General features: G+C 48.5%; 16 protein-coding genes and 1 other annotated feature. All 16 genes read right to left on the bottom strand.

Features of this window, described 5'->3' with window-relative positions; genetic code table 11:
- Positions 1–27 precede the first annotated feature (27 nt).
- Complete coding sequence (rplB, locus tag AC2TF6_RS02670; protein ID WP_454234233.1) at positions 28–858, bottom strand: 50S ribosomal protein L2; 831 nt, start codon at positions 856–858, stop codon at positions 28–30.
- 30 nt (positions 859–888) lie between these two features.
- Positions 889–1,179, bottom strand: coding sequence for a 50S ribosomal protein L23 (gene rplW / locus AC2TF6_RS02665; RefSeq protein ID WP_103998009.1), 291 nt, complete (start codon positions 1,177–1,179; stop codon positions 889–891).
- The gene (rplD, locus tag AC2TF6_RS02660; RefSeq protein WP_042235518.1) at positions 1,176–1,802 is read right to left on the bottom strand and encodes a 50S ribosomal protein L4; all 627 of its coding nucleotides are present in this window, start codon (positions 1,800–1,802) and stop codon (positions 1,176–1,178) included. The genes rplW and rplD overlap by 4 nt, the downstream gene beginning before the upstream one ends.
- A gap of 16 nt (positions 1,803–1,818) precedes the next feature.
- Entirely contained in the window at positions 1,819–2,442 is a 624-nt protein-coding gene (gene rplC, locus AC2TF6_RS02655) for a 50S ribosomal protein L3 (protein ID WP_491309821.1), read from the bottom strand.
- A 45-nt stretch (positions 2,443–2,487) separates the two neighbouring features.
- Positions 2,488–2,796, bottom strand: coding sequence for a 30S ribosomal protein S10 (gene rpsJ / locus AC2TF6_RS02650; protein WP_009676797.1), 309 nt, complete (start codon positions 2,794–2,796; stop codon positions 2,488–2,490).
- Positions 2,797–3,228: 432 nt separating this feature from the next.
- Positions 3,229–4,419 carry an elongation factor Tu gene (tuf, locus tag AC2TF6_RS02645; RefSeq protein WP_009676807.1) on the bottom strand — a complete coding sequence of 397 codons (1,191 nt, stop codon included), beginning with the start codon at positions 4,417–4,419 and terminating at the stop codon, positions 3,229–3,231.
- A gap of 45 nt (positions 4,420–4,464) precedes the next feature.
- Positions 4,465–6,540, bottom strand: coding sequence for an elongation factor G (fusA, locus tag AC2TF6_RS02640; RefSeq protein ID WP_491309820.1), 2,076 nt, complete (start codon positions 6,538–6,540; stop codon positions 4,465–4,467).
- Between the two features lie 35 nt (positions 6,541–6,575).
- Positions 6,576–7,046 (bottom strand): 30S ribosomal protein S7, encoded by a 471-nt coding sequence (gene rpsG / locus AC2TF6_RS02635; protein ID WP_042235507.1) that lies wholly within the window; start codon positions 7,044–7,046, stop codon positions 6,576–6,578.
- A gap of 42 nt (positions 7,047–7,088) precedes the next feature.
- A complete protein-coding gene (gene rpsL, locus AC2TF6_RS02630; protein ID WP_009674503.1) occupies positions 7,089–7,508 on the bottom strand; it encodes a 30S ribosomal protein S12 in 420 nt (139 codons plus the stop codon).
- A 158-nt stretch (positions 7,509–7,666) separates the two neighbouring features.
- Entirely contained in the window at positions 7,667–7,918 is a 252-nt protein-coding gene (locus AC2TF6_RS02625; RefSeq protein WP_009674511.1) for a ribosomal L7Ae/L30e/S12e/Gadd45 family protein, read from the bottom strand.
- 158 nt (positions 7,919–8,076) lie between these two features.
- Positions 8,077–11,697, bottom strand: coding sequence for a DNA-directed RNA polymerase subunit beta' (gene rpoC / locus AC2TF6_RS02620; protein WP_491309819.1), 3,621 nt, complete (start codon positions 11,695–11,697; stop codon positions 8,077–8,079).
- 78 nt (positions 11,698–11,775) lie between these two features.
- Positions 11,776–15,312: a DNA-directed RNA polymerase subunit beta gene (gene rpoB / locus AC2TF6_RS02615; protein WP_082211309.1), complete on the bottom strand. Its 3,537-nt coding sequence runs from the start codon at positions 15,310–15,312 to the stop codon at positions 11,776–11,778.
- 419 nt (positions 15,313–15,731) lie between these two features.
- Positions 15,732–16,331 (bottom strand): class I SAM-dependent methyltransferase, encoded by a 600-nt coding sequence (locus tag AC2TF6_RS02610; protein ID WP_491309818.1) that lies wholly within the window; start codon positions 16,329–16,331, stop codon positions 15,732–15,734.
- A 149-nt stretch (positions 16,332–16,480) separates the two neighbouring features.
- Positions 16,481–16,846 carry a 50S ribosomal protein L7/L12 gene (gene rplL, locus AC2TF6_RS02605; protein WP_009674515.1) on the bottom strand — a complete coding sequence of 122 codons (366 nt, stop codon included), beginning with the start codon at positions 16,844–16,846 and terminating at the stop codon, positions 16,481–16,483.
- 45 nt (positions 16,847–16,891) lie between these two features.
- Positions 16,892–17,401, bottom strand: coding sequence for a 50S ribosomal protein L10 (gene rplJ, locus AC2TF6_RS02600; RefSeq protein ID WP_491309817.1), 510 nt, complete (start codon positions 17,399–17,401; stop codon positions 16,892–16,894).
- 62 nt (positions 17,402–17,463) lie between these two features.
- Positions 17,464–17,613: a sequence feature (ribosomal protein L10 leader region), on the bottom strand.
- Positions 17,614–17,672: 59 nt separating this feature from the next.
- Complete coding sequence (gene rplA, locus AC2TF6_RS02595) at positions 17,673–18,365, bottom strand: 50S ribosomal protein L1 (RefSeq protein WP_009674490.1); 693 nt, start codon at positions 18,363–18,365, stop codon at positions 17,673–17,675.
- Positions 18,366–18,398 lie beyond the last annotated feature (33 nt).

Genomic DNA, 18,398 nt, shown 5'->3' with positions numbered 1-18,398 from the left:
ACCATAAGATATTCAGATGTGTATAAATTACTTCGTGCGACGACGTACAATGTACTTGTCAGAAGCTTTGCCTTTTTTACGAGTTTTATAACCGAGTGTCGGTTTGCCCCATGGGGACAACGGAGACTTACGTCCGATTGGAGCGCGGCCTTCACCACCACCGTGTGGGTGATCGTTCGGGTTCATTACTACCCCGCGGACTTCTGGTCTCTTGCCGAGCCAACGATTACGTCCTGCTTTACCGATTTTCACGAGTTCGTGATCTTCGTTACCTACAGAACCGATTGTCGCGCGGCAGCCTTTAAGCACTTTGCGAACTTCGCCTGAGGAAAGACGAATTGTCACGTACACATCTTCTTTACCGAGAAGTTGAGCTTCCGTACCGGCAGCACGAACCAATTGTCCGCCTTTGCCTGGCTTCAACTCAATGTTGTGGATAACTGTACCGACTGGAATGTTTTCCAGAGCCAGCGCGTTACCTACTTTAATGTCAGAACCCAATCCGGATTGGATTTGATCGCCGACTTTCAGACCTTTAGGAGCGATGATGTATCTCTTCTCCCCGTCTGCATAGTGGATCAGAGCAATGTTAGCGGAACGGTTTGGATCGTATTCGATTGTAGCAACGCGACCCGGAATGCCGTCCTTATTGCGTTTGAAGTCAATGATGCGGTATTTACGTTTGTGTCCGCCACCGTGGTGACGAGTAGTGATTTTACCTTGGTTGTTACGACCAGCTTGTTTGCTCAGAGGAGCAAGCAGGGATTTCTCCGGTGTGGATGTCGTGATTTCTTCGAAAGAAGATACCGACATGGCACGTCTTGCTGGAGAGGTCGGTTTATACTTTTTAATTGGCACCTGTGTTACCTCCTTACTTTAGAGATATTGTTATACCGTTTCAAAGAACTCCAGCTCTTTGCTGTCTGCGCTAAGTGTCACGATGGCTTTCTTCCATTCGGAAGTGTAACCGGAGTGACGTCCTTGACGTTTCGGCTTCGCTGGCATTCTGAGTGTGTTCACGTTCGATACTTTTACTTTGAAAATTTGTTCGATCGCTTGCTTGATTTCCGTTTTGTTAGCGCGGATTTCAACTTCGAACACATATTTCTTGTCAGCCATCATTTCCGTAGAACGTTCCGTGATGACCGGGCGCTTGATAATATCGCGTGGGTTCTTCATTGCGCAAGCACCTCCTCTACCTTCTGAACCGCATCCTTCGTAATGATCAATTTGTCATGAACCATTACGTCGAGTACGTTGATTCCATCAGCAACAACGAATTTAACTCCCGGAATGTTACGAGCGGAGAGAGCAACACTATCTTCGTAAGAAGCAGCAACCACGAGAGCTTTGCGCTCAACGTTGAGGTTTTTCAAAATAGCTACGAATTCTTTCGTCTTCGGAGCATTCATTTGAAGCTGATCAAGAACGATAATGTCATTATCGATTACCTTCGAGGACAAAGCCGACTTGATTGCAAGACGACGAACCTTCTTAGGCAGTTTGTAACCATAGCTGCGAGGAGTCGGTCCGAATACGACACCGCCACCCTTCCATTGTGGAGCACGGATACTACCTTGACGAGCACGGCCAGTACCTTTTTGCTTCCACGGCTTACGTCCGCCGCCGCGTACTTCAGAACGTCCTTTAACCTTGTGGGTTCCTTGACGAACGGATGCTTGCTGGAGCAAAACAGCTTCATGCAGAGCGTGTACGTGAGGTTCGATACCGAACACTACATCAGACAGTTCTACTTCACCGACTTGTGTGCCGGATACATTATAAAGAGCTACTTTTGGCATCAGTCTTCCTCCTTTCTTACTTTTTCACCGCGGATTTCACGCTTACGTAGCTGTTTCTAGGACCAGGAATGGAGCCTTTAACAAGAATTACGTTGCGTTCCGCATCAACTTTAATAACTTGCAGGTTTTGCAGGGTTACGGTTTCGCTACCCATATGTCCTGGCAATTTCTTGCCTTTCATTACACGGTTAGCTGAGATGGAACCCATCGAACCCGGTCCACGATGATATCGGGAGCCGTGAGACATTGGACCCGTATGCTGATTGTGTCTTTTGATAACGCCTTGGAACCCTTTACCTTTGGAAGTTCCGGATACGTCAACAAATTCACCCTCGCTGAACAGATCAGCTTTCAGCTCTTGGCCAACTTCGTACTCACCCAGTGCCACTCCACGAAATTCTTTGACGTAGCGCTTAGGAGCAGTGTTAGCCTTCTTGGCATGGCCAATTTCAGGCTTAGTTGCATTTTTTTCTTTCTTGTCCGCGAAACCGATTTGGATCGATTCGTATCCGTCGTTATCCACATCTTTCTTCTGCAGAACCACGCAAGGTCCAGCTTGGATAACAGTGACAGGTACTACGTTTCCTTCCGGTGTAAACACTTGAGTCATTCCAAGTTTTTTACCTAAGATACCTTTCATCGTTGACACCTCTTTTCCTTTTCGTTTCTTCTATATATAGAAGCTTTACAGTTTAATTTCAATATCTACGCCGGACGGCAAGTCCAGTCTCATCAAAGCATCCACAGTTTGTGGTGTAGGATTCACGATATCGATCAGACGCTTGTGTGTACGCTGCTCGAATTGCTCACGAGAATCTTTGTATTTGTGTACCGCACGAAGAATCGTGATAATTTGCTTCTCAGTTGGAAGCGGAATCGGACCGGAAACACTTGCTCCGGAACGCTTGGCAGTCTCAACGATTTTCTCAGCCGATTGATCAATCACTCTGTGATCATAAGCTTTCAAACGGATACGAATTTTTTGCTTTGCCATATAAGTCCCTCCTTCTATCGCCCAATTTAGTATCGGACATACTCCGTGAAAATCTCCTGACAACCACTCCCATGGCAAAGGGGCCGGGTGTGCCAGCAACCTCTCACATCATCGCAACGTCACAGACCAACGCTCACTATTATATCGAATCCCAAAGATAAATGCAACATTTTTATACGACAAATATCTAGAAACGATACGGTTTCCGAAAATGTCGCTTTCATGTGCATAATCGTTCGTTTTTCTTTATCGATAGCGATGCTTGTTATCGTCTTTGACATCTGATGTGTCTGGCCGAACTTGATTGGCAGATTGATAAGCTTTCATATAAAAAGGCCCCACCACCAAGGGCAGGGCCTTCGTCTTACTTCGTTACAGTACAGGGTTCTCGTTACAGTACGTGTTGCTTATGAAGATCGTCGTTAGACGATATTATTTGCTGATTGTTGCTACTGCGCCGGCACCAACAGTACGGCCGCCTTCACGGATCGCGAACTTAGTACCTTGCTCGATAGCGATTGGGTTGATCAGTTCTACCGTTACAGTGATGTTATCACCAGGCATAACCATTTCAGTTCCTTCTGGCAGGGCGATGATACCCGTTACGTCAGTTGTACGGAAGTAGAACTGAGGACGGTAACCTGTGAAGAAAGGCTTGTGACGGCCACCCTCTTCTTTAGTCAGAACGTAGATTTGTGCAGAAAAGTTGGTGTGCGGCTTAACGGAACCTGGTTTCGAAAGAACTTGTCCGCGCTCGATGTCTTTACGGTCTACACCACGAAGCAGTGCGCCGATGTTGTCACCAGCTTGAGCGGAATCAAGAAGTTTACGGAACATTTCCACGCCTGTAACTACGCATTTGCGAGTTTCTTCAGCGATACCAACGATTTCAACTTCGTCTTGTACTTTAACAGTACCACGCTCTACACGGCCTGTAGCAACTGTACCACGACCTGTGATGGAGAATACGTCCTCGACAGGCATAAGGAAAGGCTTGTCGGTTTCGCGCTCTGGAGTTGGGATGTAAGTATCAACTTGTTCGAAGAGCTCAATGATTTTGTCAGCCCATTCGCCGTCTGGGTTTTGCAGAGCTTCACGAGCGGAACCACGAATGATCGGGGTGTCGTCGCCTGGGAACTCATACTCAGAAAGAAGATCACGGATCTCCATTTCAACCAGTTCCAGAAGTTCTTCGTCTTCAACCATGTCGCATTTGTTCATGAATACGACGATGTAAGGAACGCCTACTTGACGGGAAAGAAGGATGTGTTCGCGAGTTTGCGGCATAGGGCCGTCAGCTGCGGATACAACCAGGATCGCTCCGTCCATTTGAGCCGCGCCAGTGATCATGTTTTTAACATAGTCGGCGTGACCTGGGCAGTCTACGTGAGCGTAGTGACGGTTAGGAGTCTCGTACTCAACGTGTGCTGTGGAGATAGTGATACCACGCTCGCGCTCTTCTGGTGCTTTGTCGATTTGGTCGAATGCTACTGCGGATCCACCATATCTTTTGGACAGTACGTTAGTGATCGCAGCTGTCAGAGTTGTTTTACCGTGGTCGACGTGACCAATAGTACCGATATTAACGTGCGGTTTATTACGTTCGAATTTAGCCTTTGCCATGTTAAACAATTCCTCCTCGGGATAGAGTTTAAGCTCAATTTTATATTAAGCGCCTTTGTTCTTTGCAATGATTTCTTCTGCAATAGTTCTAGGCACTTCTTCATAATGCGAGATTTCCATGGAGTAAACACCGCGACCTTGCGTTCTGGAACGAAGTGTCGTGGAGTAACCGAACATTTCGGAGAGAGGCACCTTAGCACGGATGACTTGCGCACCCGAACGGCTATCCATACCCTCAATGCGTCCGCGGCGGGAGTTCAGGTCGCCCATTACGTCGCCCATGTACTCTTCCGGAACCGTTACTTCTACTTTCATGATCGGCTCAAGCAGGGCCGGGTTACATTTGTCCTTAGCTGCTTTAAGAGCCATGGAACCAGCGATTTTAAACGCCATTTCGTTGGAGTCAACATCATGGTAAGAACCGTCGACGACAGTTGCTTTGATGTCCACAACAGGGAAACCGGCGATTACACCGTTCTTCATGGATTCTTCGATACCAGCTTGGATCGGAGCGATGTATTCTCTAGGAATAGCACCACCGACGATTTTGCTTTCGAATACGAAGCCGCTGCCTGGTTCAAGCGGTTGGAACTCAACCCAACAATGTCCGTATTGACCACGGCCACCGGATTGACGAACAAACTTACCTTCAACCTTAGCACCAGACTTGAATGTTTCGCGATAAGCAACCTGCGGTTTACCTACGTTAGTGTCCACTTTGAATTCGCGACGCATACGGTCAACGATGATTTCCAAGTGAAGCTCACCCATACCCGCGAGAATCGTTTGACCGGTTTCCTCGTTGGTACTAGCGCGCAATGTAGGATCTTCCTCAGTAAGCTTGGAAAGCGCAACGCCCATTTTGTCTTGGTCGGCTTTCGTTTTAGGCTCAACTGCGATTTCGATAACCGGTTCAGGGAAGTTCATGGACTCCAAGATAACCGCGTTTTTCTCATCGCAGAGGGTGTCGCCTGTGCCAGTATCTTTCAAACCTACAGCTGCCGCGATATCCCCTGCGTAAACTTCGGAGATTTCTTGACGGCTGTTCGCGTGCATTTGAAGAATACGGCCAACGCGCTCACGCTTGCCTTTGGTAGCATTCAGAACATAGGAGCCGGACTGCAGAACGCCGGAGTACACACGGAAGAACGTGAGTTTACCAACGTAAGGGTCGGTCATGATTTTGAATGCAAGCGCAGCAAAAGGTTCGCTATCGGAAGATTTGCGAATCGTTTCGGTACCATCTTCAAGAACGCCTTGAATGTCCGGTACGTCAATTGGAGCCGGCAAATAATCGATAACAGCGTCCAGCATAGGCTGAACCCCTTTGTTACGGTAAGAAGAACCACAGATAACCGGGAAGATTTGAACGGATACTACGCCTTTGCGGAGAGCCGCTTTCAGCTCAGCAACCGTAATTTCCTCACCTTCCAGGTATTTCATCGTGAGTTCTTCGTCAAGCTCGGCAACTTTCTCAACAAGCTCCATACGAAGTTCAGCGACTTTGTCTTTGTACTCCGCAGGAATCTCGATGTCTTCTACTTCTTTACCAAGGTCATCCTTGTAAAGAATAGCTTTTTCTTCGACGATGTCGATGATGCCGACAAAGTCGTTCTCAGCACCGATCGGAAGCTGAATAGCTACCGCATTGGCACCCAACTTGTCACGCATCGAATCAACTACTCCCAAGAAGTCAGCGCCGATGATGTCCATTTTGTTTACGTAAGCAATACGAGGAACGCTGTATTTGTCAGCCTGTCTCCAAACGGTTTCAGACTGCGGCTCTACGCCTTCCTTGGCACTGAATACGCCAACAGCTCCATCCAATACACGCAGGGAACGTTCAACTTCTACTGTGAAGTCAACGTGTCCCGGGGTATCAATGATATTGATGCGGTGACCTTTCCATGCAGCAGTGGTAGCGGCGGAAGTAATCGTGATTCCGCGCTCCTGCTCCTGCTCCATCCAGTCCATCGTAGCTGCACCTTCGTGCACCTCGCCGATTTTGTGGGTACGGCCTGTGTAGTACAGGATCCGCTCGGTTGTAGTCGTTTTACCCGCATCGATATGCGCCATGATCCCGATATTACGTGTATCTTTCAAGGAGAACTCTCTTGCCATGGTTTTGTCTCCTTCCTAATTCGAGGATCTGAATCCTACCAACGGTAGTGAGCAAACGCTTTGTTCGCTTCCGCCATCTTGTGTATATCTTCACGTTTCTTAACGGAAGAACCCGTGTTGTTGCTAGCATCGATAATTTCGAAAGCCAGTCTCTCTTCCATGGTTTTCTCACCACGAAGACGAGAGTAGTTTACGAGCCAACGCAAACCTAGAGTCGTACGACGCTCAGGTTTAACTTCGATTGGAACTTGGTAGTTAGCACCGCCGACACGGCGAGATTTAACTTCCAGCACCGGCATGATGTTCTTGATGGCTTGTTCGAAAACTTCCATCGGCTCCTTACCGGTACGCTCTTGCACGAGCTCAAATGCGTTGTATAGAATCGATTGTGCTACCCCTCTTTTACCGTCGATCATGATGCGGTTGATCAGACGAGTAACCAATTTGCTGTTGTAAATCGGATCTGGCAATACGTCTCTGCGTGTTACTGGACCTTTACGAGGCATAGTGATCCCCCTTTCCCCAAAAAATAATTGCTTTAAAAACTATTACTTCTTCGCTTTCGGACGCTTCGTACCGTATTTGGAACGAGCTTGCATACGATTGTTAACACCGGACGTATCCAGTGCACCGCGAACGATGTGGTAACGTACCCCTGGAAGGTCTTTAACCCTTCCGCCGCGAATCAGAACAACACTATGCTCTTGCAGGTTGTGTCCGATACCCGGAATGTATGCTGTAACCTCTACACGGTTCGTCAAACGCACACGAGCGTATTTACGAAGTGCGGAGTTCGGTTTCTTCGGAGTCATTGTACCTACACGAGTACAAACACCACGTTTTTGTGGAGCGCTAATTTCCGTAGACTCTCTTTTCAGGGCGTTGAAACCTCTTTGGAGAGCTGGGGATTTCGATTTAACGACTTTAGCTTGACGTCCTTTACGAACTAGCTGGTTAATTGTTGGCATGCCGCCACCTCCTCTCTAGCATTTGTTACTTCCTTTATTGCAAGCCCACAGATCCAGGCGAGTCGTAAAAAAGCAAAGGAAAGTTTTTGTTTTTAGACTCAGCAAAAATAAGCTGGTTATTCTCACATGAAATCTAGAAACAAAAACACTCGGCCTTACTATTTATCGACGATCGCAGCCACAGCGGCTCCCACTTCAATTCCACATGCTTTTCCAAGCAGCTTCATAGAATCTACGTAAGTAACCTCTACTCCTGACTTGCTGCAGAGATTAACAATCTTAGTAGTCAATCGCGGATCTGCATCTTTGGCAACAATAACTTCTAATGCCTGACCAAGCTCGACGCTTTTCGTTGCTTGCTTTGTGCCGACACTTAATTTCGAAGCCTGTTTTACTTTGTCATATGTCATAATCCCATATCCTCCAAAGAACAGGAAAGAATATTAATTTAGGCACACTACGATATATTAGCATCTCGGCAAGATAGTGTCAAGAATATTACCCGTCTTCTTTGATTTTTTTTACAAAATCTCGGGAGACGGGCGTTTTATTGCCGAATCAGCTCCGTTTATTCAACGGATACCGCTTCTTTTTCTGTGTTTTCTTCTTCAGACGGTTCCTGGTTCGGATCTACGACCCGAATGTTCCGGTAGCGGGTCATACCCGTACCTGCAGGAATCAGCTTACCGATGATAACATTCTCTTTGAGACCGAGCAACTGATCGACTTTGCCTTTAATCGCGGCATCCGTCAATACGCGAGTCGTCTCTTGGAACGATGCCGCGGAGAGGAAGGAATCCGTCTCCAGCGATGCTTTCGTAATCCCGAGAAGGATCGGTTTGGCTACGGCAGGCTCTTTATCCGCAAACAAAGCCACTCTGTTCGCTTCTTCATATTCGTGCATGTCTACGAAGGAACCCGGCAGGAGCGTCGTGTCACCGGCGTCAACGATACGAATTTTGCGAAGCATTTGACGAATCATAACTTCGACGTGCTTATCGTTAATTTCTACACCTTGGTTCCGGTAAACGCGCTGAACCTCTTGAAGGATGTAGTTTTGAACGCCGCGGATACCTTTGATACGAAGCATTTCCTTCGGATCGATCGAACCTTCGGTCAGCTCATCCCCGGCTTCGATCGTCTGCCCGACAATCGCTCTTACACGGGAACCGTATGGTACCGCGTATACACGGGACTCGGCTTCGCCCTGAACTTCAATTTCACGGCGATCCTTGGCTTCGCGGATCTCTTTAACAAGTCCGTCGATTTCAGAGATAATCGCTTGACCTTTCGGATTCCGGGCTTCGAAAAGCTCCTGAATACGCGGAAGACCTTGCGTGATATCGTCTCCGGCTACGCCCCCGGTATGGAACGTACGCATCGTAAGCTGGGTTCCCGGCTCGCCGATGGATTGAGCCGCGATAATACCGACAGCTTCTCCGATTTCAACGTGCTGGCCAGTCGCCAAGTTACGTCCGTAGCACTTCTTGCAGACCCCGTGACGGGACCGACAGCTGAGTACGGAACGAATTTGAAGACGTTCAATATTCGCATCAATGATCGCATTCGCAATGTTGGCTTCAATCAGCTCATTGCGGTTTACGATAACTTCGCCCGTCTCCGGGTGACGAATCGTTTCAAACGCATAGCGGCCTTCAATACGGTCAAACAGGTCTTCAATAACCTCTTTACCATCCTGAATTTTGCTGACGATGAATCCTTTATCCGTTCCGCAATCATCCTCACGGACGATAACGTCTTGGGCTACGTCAACGAGACGTCGAGTCAGGTAACCCGAATCCGCTGTACGAAGGGCCGTATCGGCAAGACCTTTACGGGCACCGTGCGTGGAAATAAAGTATTCCAAGACGGTAAGGCCTTCACGGAAGTTCGATTTAATCGGCAACTCGATGATTTTACCGGACGGGTTGGCCATCAGACCACGCATACCGCCCAGCTGAGTGATTTGCGATTTGTTACCCCGTGCTTTGGACTCCACCATCATGTTGATGGAGTTGTATTTGTCGAGGGATCTCATCAGGATATCCGTGATTTCATCCTTCGTTTTACTCCAGATCGCGATAACACGGTCATAACGCTCGTCGTCGGTAATAAGGCCGCGGCGGTATTGGTTCGTTACCGTGCGTACCTTCTCTTCGGAATCTTCAAGGATCTTCTTCTTCTCGTTAGGTACCACGACATCCGCCACGGCAACCGTAATACCGGCTTTAGTGGAGTATGTGAAGCCGAGTTCTTTGATCTTGTCGAGAATGACCGAAGTTTTAGTCGTATGGTAATTACGGAAGCACTCGGCAATAATCGAACCGAGGTAGTCTTTACCGACCGCTTTCGCTTCCGGCAGCTCTTCCATTAGGGCACGGATGTTGGAGCCTTTTTCAAACACGAAATAGTCATCGGACGGGCCGTTAAGCAGATTCGCTTTAGTCGCATCGTTGATGTACGGGAAGTCATCCGGGAAAATCTCGTTAAAGATGATTTTACCGATGGTCGTAATCAGATAAGCGTTCTGTTGGGCTTCCGTAAAGTTCTTCTTGTTCAAAACCTTAGCAGGGATAGCTACGCGGGCATGAAGCTCGGCAGTCCCGTTCTGATAAGCGGAAACGGCTTCGTTAACGGAACGGAAGATCAAGTTCGCACCGCGACCATGTTTGTTGTCCGTAGTCAGATAGAAGCTTCCCAGAACCATATCCTGCGATGGAGTTACGACTGGCTTGCCGTCTTTCGGGTTAAGAATGTTGCCTGCCGCAAGCATGAGAAGCCGTGCTTCAGCCTGCGCTTCAGCGGAAAGCGGCACGTGAACGGCCATTTGGTCACCGTCGAAGTCGGCGTTATAGGCCGTACATACGAGCGGATGCAGCTTGATGGCGCGTCCTTCGACCAGAATCGGTTCGAACGCCTGGATACCCAATCTATGCAGTGTGGGGGCACGGTTCAGAAGAACCGGGTGCTCCTTAATGACTTCTTCAAGGACGTCCCAAACTTCGGGGCTAACGCGCTCTACTTTGCGTTTCGCGCTTTTGATGTTATGGGCAAGACCTTTGTTTACGAGCTCTTTCATAACGAAAGGCTTGAAAAGTTCCAATGCCATCTCTTTAGGCAGACCGCACTGGTACATTTTGAGGCTAGGACCTACAACGATAACGGAACGGCCGGAGTAGTCGACACGTTTACCGAGCAAGTTCTGGCGAAAACGGCCCTGCTTACCTTTCAGCATGTGGCTGAGGGATTTAAGCGGACGGTTACCGGGACCCGTTACCGGACGGCCGCGGCGGCCGTTATCGATCAGAGCGTCAACGGCTTCTTGAAGCATACGCTTCTCGTTCTGAACGATAATATCCGGGGCGCCCAGGTCGAGCAGACGCTTCAGACGGTTGTTACGGTTAATAACGCGACGATACAGATCGTTAAGGTCGGAAGTCGCAAAACGTCCGCCGTCCAGCTGAACCATCGGGCGAAGTTCCGGAGGAATAACCGGCAGCACATCAAGAACCATCCAGTCCGGACGGTTTTTCGAATTGCGGAAAGCTTCCATAACTTCCAGACGTTTGATCGCCCGGTTGCGACGTTGGCCTTGAGCGGTTTTGAGTTCTTCTTTCAAGGATTCCACATCTTTATCGATGTCGATATCCTGCAGAAGTTTCTTAACCGCCTCGGCACCCATACCAGCTTGGAAAGCATAACCGTATTTCTCGCGGTAGCTGCGGTATTCTTTTTCGGAAAGAAGCTGCTTCTTCTCAAGAGGCGTATCTCCAGGGTCCGTTACTACATAGGATGCAAAGTAGATAATCTCTTCAAGGGAACGAGGAGACATATCCAAAGCAAGACCCATGCGGCTAGGAATACCTTTGAAATACCAGATGTGGGATACGGGAGCGGCAAGCTCAATGTGTCCCATACGTTCGCGGCGAACCTTCTGACGTGTTACTTCAACGCCGCAACGGTCACAAACGACCCCTTTGTAACGCACACGCTTGTATTTACCGCAGTGACACTCCCAGTCTTTCGTCGGTCCGAAAATCTTCTCGCAGAACAAACCTTCTTTCTCCGGTTTCAAAGTTCTGTAGTTGATGGTTTCCGGTTTTTTAACTTCCCCACGGGACCACGAACGGATCTTCTCAGGTGAGGCCAATCCAATTTTCATAAATTCGAAGTTGTTTACGTCCAACAAGGAGCAACCCTCCTTAGAATGTGCTAGTTATGGGAAGGAGGCGGACTGCTATGTCCGCCTTTCCTCTATCAGTTGCAGCTATTCGACTCCAATTTCTGCCCCTTCAAGGTTCAGATTAAGCTTGTCACTGGTCGTATCTTCCTCATCATCGAGTTCTTTCATCTCGATTTCCTCTTCGTCGCCGGACAGGATTTTAACGTCCATCCCCAAGCTTTGAAGCTCCTTGATCAATACTTTAAACGATTCCGGAACACCCGGCTCCGGCACGTTCTCGCCTTTGACGATGGATTCGTACGTTTTAACACGACCAACCACGTCATCGGACTTCACGGTCAGGATTTCCTGCAGCGTGTAAGCCGCGCCGTAGGCCTCTAGGGCCCATACTTCCATCTCCCCGAAACGCTGTCCGCCGAACTGGGCTTTACCGCCCAGAGGCTGCTGTGTAACGAGAGAGTACGGACCTGTGGAACGGGCGTGGATTTTATCATCGACCATGTGCGCCAGTTTAATCATGTACATGACGCCAACGGTAACTTCGCGTTCAAAAGCGTCGCCTGTGCGGCCGTCATAGAGCTTGGTTTTACCGTTGCGCTGCATGCCGGCTTCTTCCATCGTATCGAACACGTCGTACTCGCGCGCTCCGTCGAATACCGGCGTGGCCACGTGGATACCAAGCGCTCTGGAGGCCATACCCAAATGGACTTCCAGTACTTGACCGATGTTCATACGCGAAGGTACGCCCAGCGGGTTCAGGACGACTTCTACAGGCGTTCCGTCCGGCATGAACGGCATATCTTCCTCTGGGAGGATACGCGCGATAACCCCTTTGTTACCGTGACGCCCGGCCATTTTATCACCCTCGGAGATTTTACGCTTCTGGGCAATGTAGACACGAACGAGCTGGTTAACGCCCGGAGGCAGTTCGTCGCCGTTCTCGCGTGTAAATACTTTCACGTCTACGACGATACCGTCGGTTCCGTGAGGAACACGCAGGGAGGTGTCTCTCACTTCACGCGCCTTCTCACCGAAGATCGCGTGCAGGAGACGCTCTTCTGCCGTCAGTTCCGTTACGCCTTTCGGCGTTACTTTACCGACGAGAATGTCGCCCGCGCCGATTTCGGCACCGACGCGGATAATTCCGCGCTCGTCGAGGTTCTTCAGAGCATCTTCGCCGACATTCGGAATGTCGCGAGTGATCTCTTCCGGACCGAGCTTCGTATCCCGGGCTTCGGACTCGTATTCCTCGATGTGAATGGATGTATACACATCTTCTTTTACAAGTCTTTCGCTCAGAAGGATCGCATCCTCATAGTTGTAACCTTCCCATGTCATGAAGGCAACGACTACGTTACGGCCAAGAGCCAGTTCACCCTGTTCCGTCGAAGGACCGTCGGCAAGGATGTCGCCCGCTTTAACAAGCTGGCCCTTTTGAACGATCGGACGCTGGTTGATACACGTACCTTGGTTGGAACGCATAAATTTGTGAAGCTTATGCTTGATGAGATTGCCGTTGACTAATTTACCGTCCACCAGTTCCTGGCGGCGCAGCCAAATTTCATTCCCGGCAACTTTTTCAATAATTCCGTCATGTTTGGCAACAATACAAACACCGGAGTCTTTAGCGGACTTATGTTCCATTCCCGTACCGACGAGCGGCGCCTTAGGAATAAGAAGCGGAACGGCTTGACGCTGCATGTTGGATCCCATGAGGGCACGGTTGGAGTCATCGTTTTCCAAGAACGGAATCAATGCTGTCGCAACCGATACGACCTGCTTAGGAGATACGTCCATGTAATCGACGCGTTCTTTAGGCAGAGTCAAGATATCATCTTTATAACGAACGATAACACTGTCATTAACGAATGTTCCTTCTTCCGAAAGTTCCGCATTCGCTTGAGCAACGACGTAGTTATCCTCTTCATCCGCTGTCATATACACGATTTCTTCCGTGACCACACCGGTCTTCGGATCTACGTGGCGGTAAGGAGCCTCGATAAAGCCGTACTCGTTGATCCGCGCGAAGGTGGACAAGGAGTTGATCAACCCGATGTTCGGACCCTCCGGCGTTTCAATCGGACACATCCGGCCATAGTGGGAGTGATGGACGTCACGGACTTCAAAGCCCGCGCGCTCACGCGTCAAACCACCGGGACCCAATGCGGACAGACGGCGTTTGTGCGTCAGTTCAGCCAACGGATTCGTCTGGTCCATAAACTGCGAGAGTTGGGAGCTTCCGAAGAACTCTTTAATCGCGGCAATAACCGGACGTATGTTGATCAGAGCCTGTGGTGTAATAACGTTCGCATCCTGAATGGACATACGCTCGCGAACGACACGTTCCATACGGGACAAACCGATACGGAACTGGTTCTGAAGCAGTTCGCCAACCGAGCGGAGACGACGGTTACCGAGATGATCGATATCATCCGTGTTTCCGATTCCGTGCAGAAGGTTTATAAAGTAGTTAATGGACGAAATGATATCGGCCGGTGTAATGTTCTTAACGGACTTGTCAATGACAGCGTTAGAAATTACTTTAACTACTTTTCCGTCTTCGATCGGGGAGTACACATCGATGGTTTGAACCGGAATGATCTCTTCTCCGGCAACTCCGTTAGGAACGGAATAATCTTTAAAACCGATCTTCTTCTCCAGGAAAGGCAGCACTTCGTCAAGCAGACGGCGGTCAAGCAGTTGACCGGCTTCGGCTACGATTTCGCCCGTTTCCGGATCCGCAAGAGTTTCGGCAAGACGCTGGTTGAACAAACGGTTCTTGATATGAAGCTTCTTATTGATTTTGTACCGACCTACGTTAGCAAGGTCATAACGCTTCGGATCGAAGAAACGCGCTACAAGCAAGCTTCTTGCGTTATCCAAGGTCGGCGGCTCACCCGGACGAAGACGCTCGTAAATTTCAATCAGCGCTTTATCCGTTGAATCGGTGTTGTCTTTGTCGAGTGTATTGCGTATATATTCATTGTCGCCAAGAAGATCAAGAATCTCGGCATCGGTTCCGAATCCAAGTGCGCGCAGAAGAACGGTAACCGGAATTTTACGTGTGCGGTCGATTCTCACATAAATGATATCTTTCGCGTCCGTCTCTAATTCCAGCCAGGCTCCCCGGTTAGGAATAACCGTAGCCGTGTAAGTCTTTTTACCGTTCTTATCCACTTTAGTGCTATAATAGACGCTAGGAGAACGAACGAGCTGGGAGACAATTACACGTTCAGCACCGTTAATAATAAAGGTTCCGGTTTCGGTCATGATTGGGAAATCGCCCATGAACACTTCCTGTTCCTTTACTTCTCCGGTTTCCTTATTGATCAGACGTACCTTCACCCGAAGCGGTGCAGCGTAGGTTACGTCCCGCTCTTTGGATTCGTCCACGGAATACTTAGGCTCTCCTAAGCTGTAGTCAATAAACTCAAGCACTAGATTCCCCGTAAAATCCTGAATCGGTGAGATATCTAAAAACATCTCCCGCAATCCTTCATCCAAAAACCATTCGTATGATTTTTGTTGAATTTCAATCAGGTTGGGGATGTCCAGCACCTCATTAATTCGAGCATAAGTCCTGCGTTTGCGTCGTCCAAATTGAACAAGATGTCCCGCCAACTTCATTCACCCCTTAAGTCTACTCAGTTCATAAAAATAAATAAGAAAAACTTCTATCGACGTACACTTCAGGCGGCGCCGTCTTGTATGGTGGCACCCCCTTAAGGAAGGGCGTCTAAGCCGGGCGCACGCTAAGGTTGGACATCTCCGATCTTGTCAGAGAGCCCGTCCGAAGAAGCGACTGCAATGGATGGAGGTTTTTCTTGTTGATCCGCATCGTTATGACTAGTACTACTATTTTGTTAGAATTTCCTAAAATTTCAACATTATACTCAACGTTTGAAATTTTATTCATTTCTCTCCAAAAAAAATGCTTGACATTTTCTTTAACGAAAGACATCAAGCCCATCTTAATACTGACATTTTTTAATGATACCATATCAGGATTGTCAAGTCAAACTTTTTTCTCAAACACTTGACTATTTCTTAAAGGCCCGTAATATACGGTAGCCTTTGTCTTTTGTAACCTCTTCAGCCTCTCCGAAAAGCTCTTCCATCTTAGCTAATGCTGACGGAGACCCTTGTTTCTTCTGGATAACCACCCATAAAGCTCCTCCCGGATTCAGGCACTCGCAAGCCTCTTCAAAAATGGCATGCACGGTTTGTTTGCCTGCCCGTATCGGTGGATTTGTCAGTACGACGTCGAACTTTTCCGTCTTTACCGCCTCCAGCTTATCGCTTTGAAGTACGGTAACATTCCGGATCCCGTTGCGTTCCGCGTTTTGCCGTGACAGTTCCACAGCCCGTTCATTGATATCTACCATCGTCACATGACCCGCCGGATATTTAAAAGCTGCACTCAATCCGATCGGTCCATATCCGCAGCCTACATCCAGAACACGGGCCTTAGCCGGCAGCGCCATGGTTTCAATTAGCAGACGGCTGCCAAAATCAACCTCGCTTTTGGAAAAAACGCCGGCGTCCGTCATCAATCGGACCTTGCGTTCCCCCACTTGAAACTCTATTTCCCGCACATCGTGTTTCACTGTCGGTTTTTGCGTATAGTAGTGATCCGCCACCGCCATCGCTCCTTTGTATCAAGTCGCTATTCCTATCCTAGAATACCCGGAATTATGGAGCTCTACATGAACCGCATGCAAAAAGCTCCATAAATTCAAAAGAAACCTCTTGAAGCCAGGCTTCAAGAGGTTTCTCGTGTAAAGCAAAATTATTTCACTTCGATGGAAGCACCAGCTTCTTCGAGTTTTGCTTTTACTGCTTCTGCTTCTTCTTTGCCTACTTTTTCTTTGATAGGCTTCGGTGCGTTGTCAACCAGGTCTTTTGCTTCTTTCAGACCAAGACCAGTGATTTCGCGAACGACTTTGATAACGTTGATTTTGGAAGCACCAGCGTTGTTCAAGATTACGTCGAACTCGGATTGCTCAGCAGCTTCAGCACCGCCAGCAGCGCCGCCCATTACTGCAACTGGAGCTGCAGCAGTGACGCCAAATTCTTCTTCAATTGCTTTAACCAGATCGTTCAGTTCAAGAACTGTCATGCCTTTAATGGCTTCCAAGATTTGCTCGTTACTCATGGTTAAACCTCCATTATATTCATTTGAATGATTTTTGGGTAAAAATTAAGCTTCCGCTCCGCTTTCTTGCTTTTCAGCCACAGCTTTAACCGCAAGAGCGAAGTTGCGCACAGGTGCTTGAAGCACGCTGAGGAGCATGGACAGAAGACCTTCGCGGGAAGGCAGATCTGCCAGCGCTTTGATTTGAGCTACATCCACAACTTTACCTTCAACAACGCCCGCTTTGATGCTCAGGCTTTCGTTTTTCTTAGCAAAGTTGTTAAGGATTTTCGCTGCAGCGACAACGTCGTCTTTGCTGAACGCGATAGCAGTCGGTCCTGTCAGATGTGCATCCAGTTCCGTCAGCTCAGCGTTAGCAGTTGCACGTCTTACCATCGAGTTCTTAAGAACTTGGAATTCTACGCCTGCTTCACGTAGTTGTTTACGAAGTTCCGTTACTTGCGCAACGTTAAGACCACGATAGTCGGTTACGATAGTGCAGGAGCTTGCACGTAGTTTGTCCGACAAGTCGGATACGATCTGCTCTTTTTCTGCTAAAATCTTTGCGTTTGCCATAGGTACACCTCACTTCTTGTCAATCTGGTTTTCACCGAATCTATTACAAGCATTTCCGCAGCCTAAGCATAAGAAATGCCTTCGTAGACTCTACGAAGGCATGACACTTCCGGTATAACCCGAACTTATATCATAACACCTCGGCAGGACATTAAGCTGTTTGGGATACTCCCATCGGCACCTGCTGTCTACGGTCTATATATTCGTTTGTTAAACTAACGACCTCAGTAATGTTATCACGTTCGACATAAGATGTCAACCGTAGAATAACTTATCTGAAGGATTGGAGGTTCACGCGAACGCTCGGGCCCATTGTGGAGGAAATTGCAACGCTTTTCAGGTATACACCTTTAGCAGCGGCAGGTTTCGCTCTGAGCAGTGCGTCGATCAGCGCTTTGAAGTTCTCGGAGAGCTTGTCAGCGTCGAAAGATACTTTGCCGAGTGGAGCATGAATTTGTCCTGCTTTATCCAGGCGGTATTCGATTTTACCAGCTTTGATCTCTTGAACAGCTTTGGTAACGTCGAAAGTTACGGTACCTGCTTTAGGGTTAGGCATAAGGCCTTTACCACCGAGCAGACGTCCGAGCTTACCAACTTCACTCATCATGTCAGGAGTAGCTACGCAAACATCAAATTCGAACCAACCTTGCTGGATTTTGTTGATCATATCCTGATCGCCTACAAAATCAGCGCCAGCTGCTTCTGCTTCTTTAGCTTTGTCGCCTTTCGCGAATACGAGGACGCGCTTAGTTTTACCAGTACCGTGCGGAAGTACAACTACGCCGCGGACAGCCTGGTCCTGTTTTCTTGGGTCAACGCCAAGACGAACAGCAATATCAACTGTTTCATCAAATTTCGCCGGAGCTGTTTTCTTAACAAGCTCAATCGCTTCAGCCGGCTCATAAAGTGCATCGGCAGTAACCTGCTTAGCCACTTCGTTATATTTCTTACCGTGTTTAGCCATTTGTATTCCTCCTCTGTGGTCGTAACGGATTGC

Source organism: Paenibacillus sp. JNUCC 35 (genome assembly GCF_058269095.1).
Note: the sequence above shows the minus strand (reverse complement) of the source record. Positions and strands in the feature narration are given on the sequence as shown.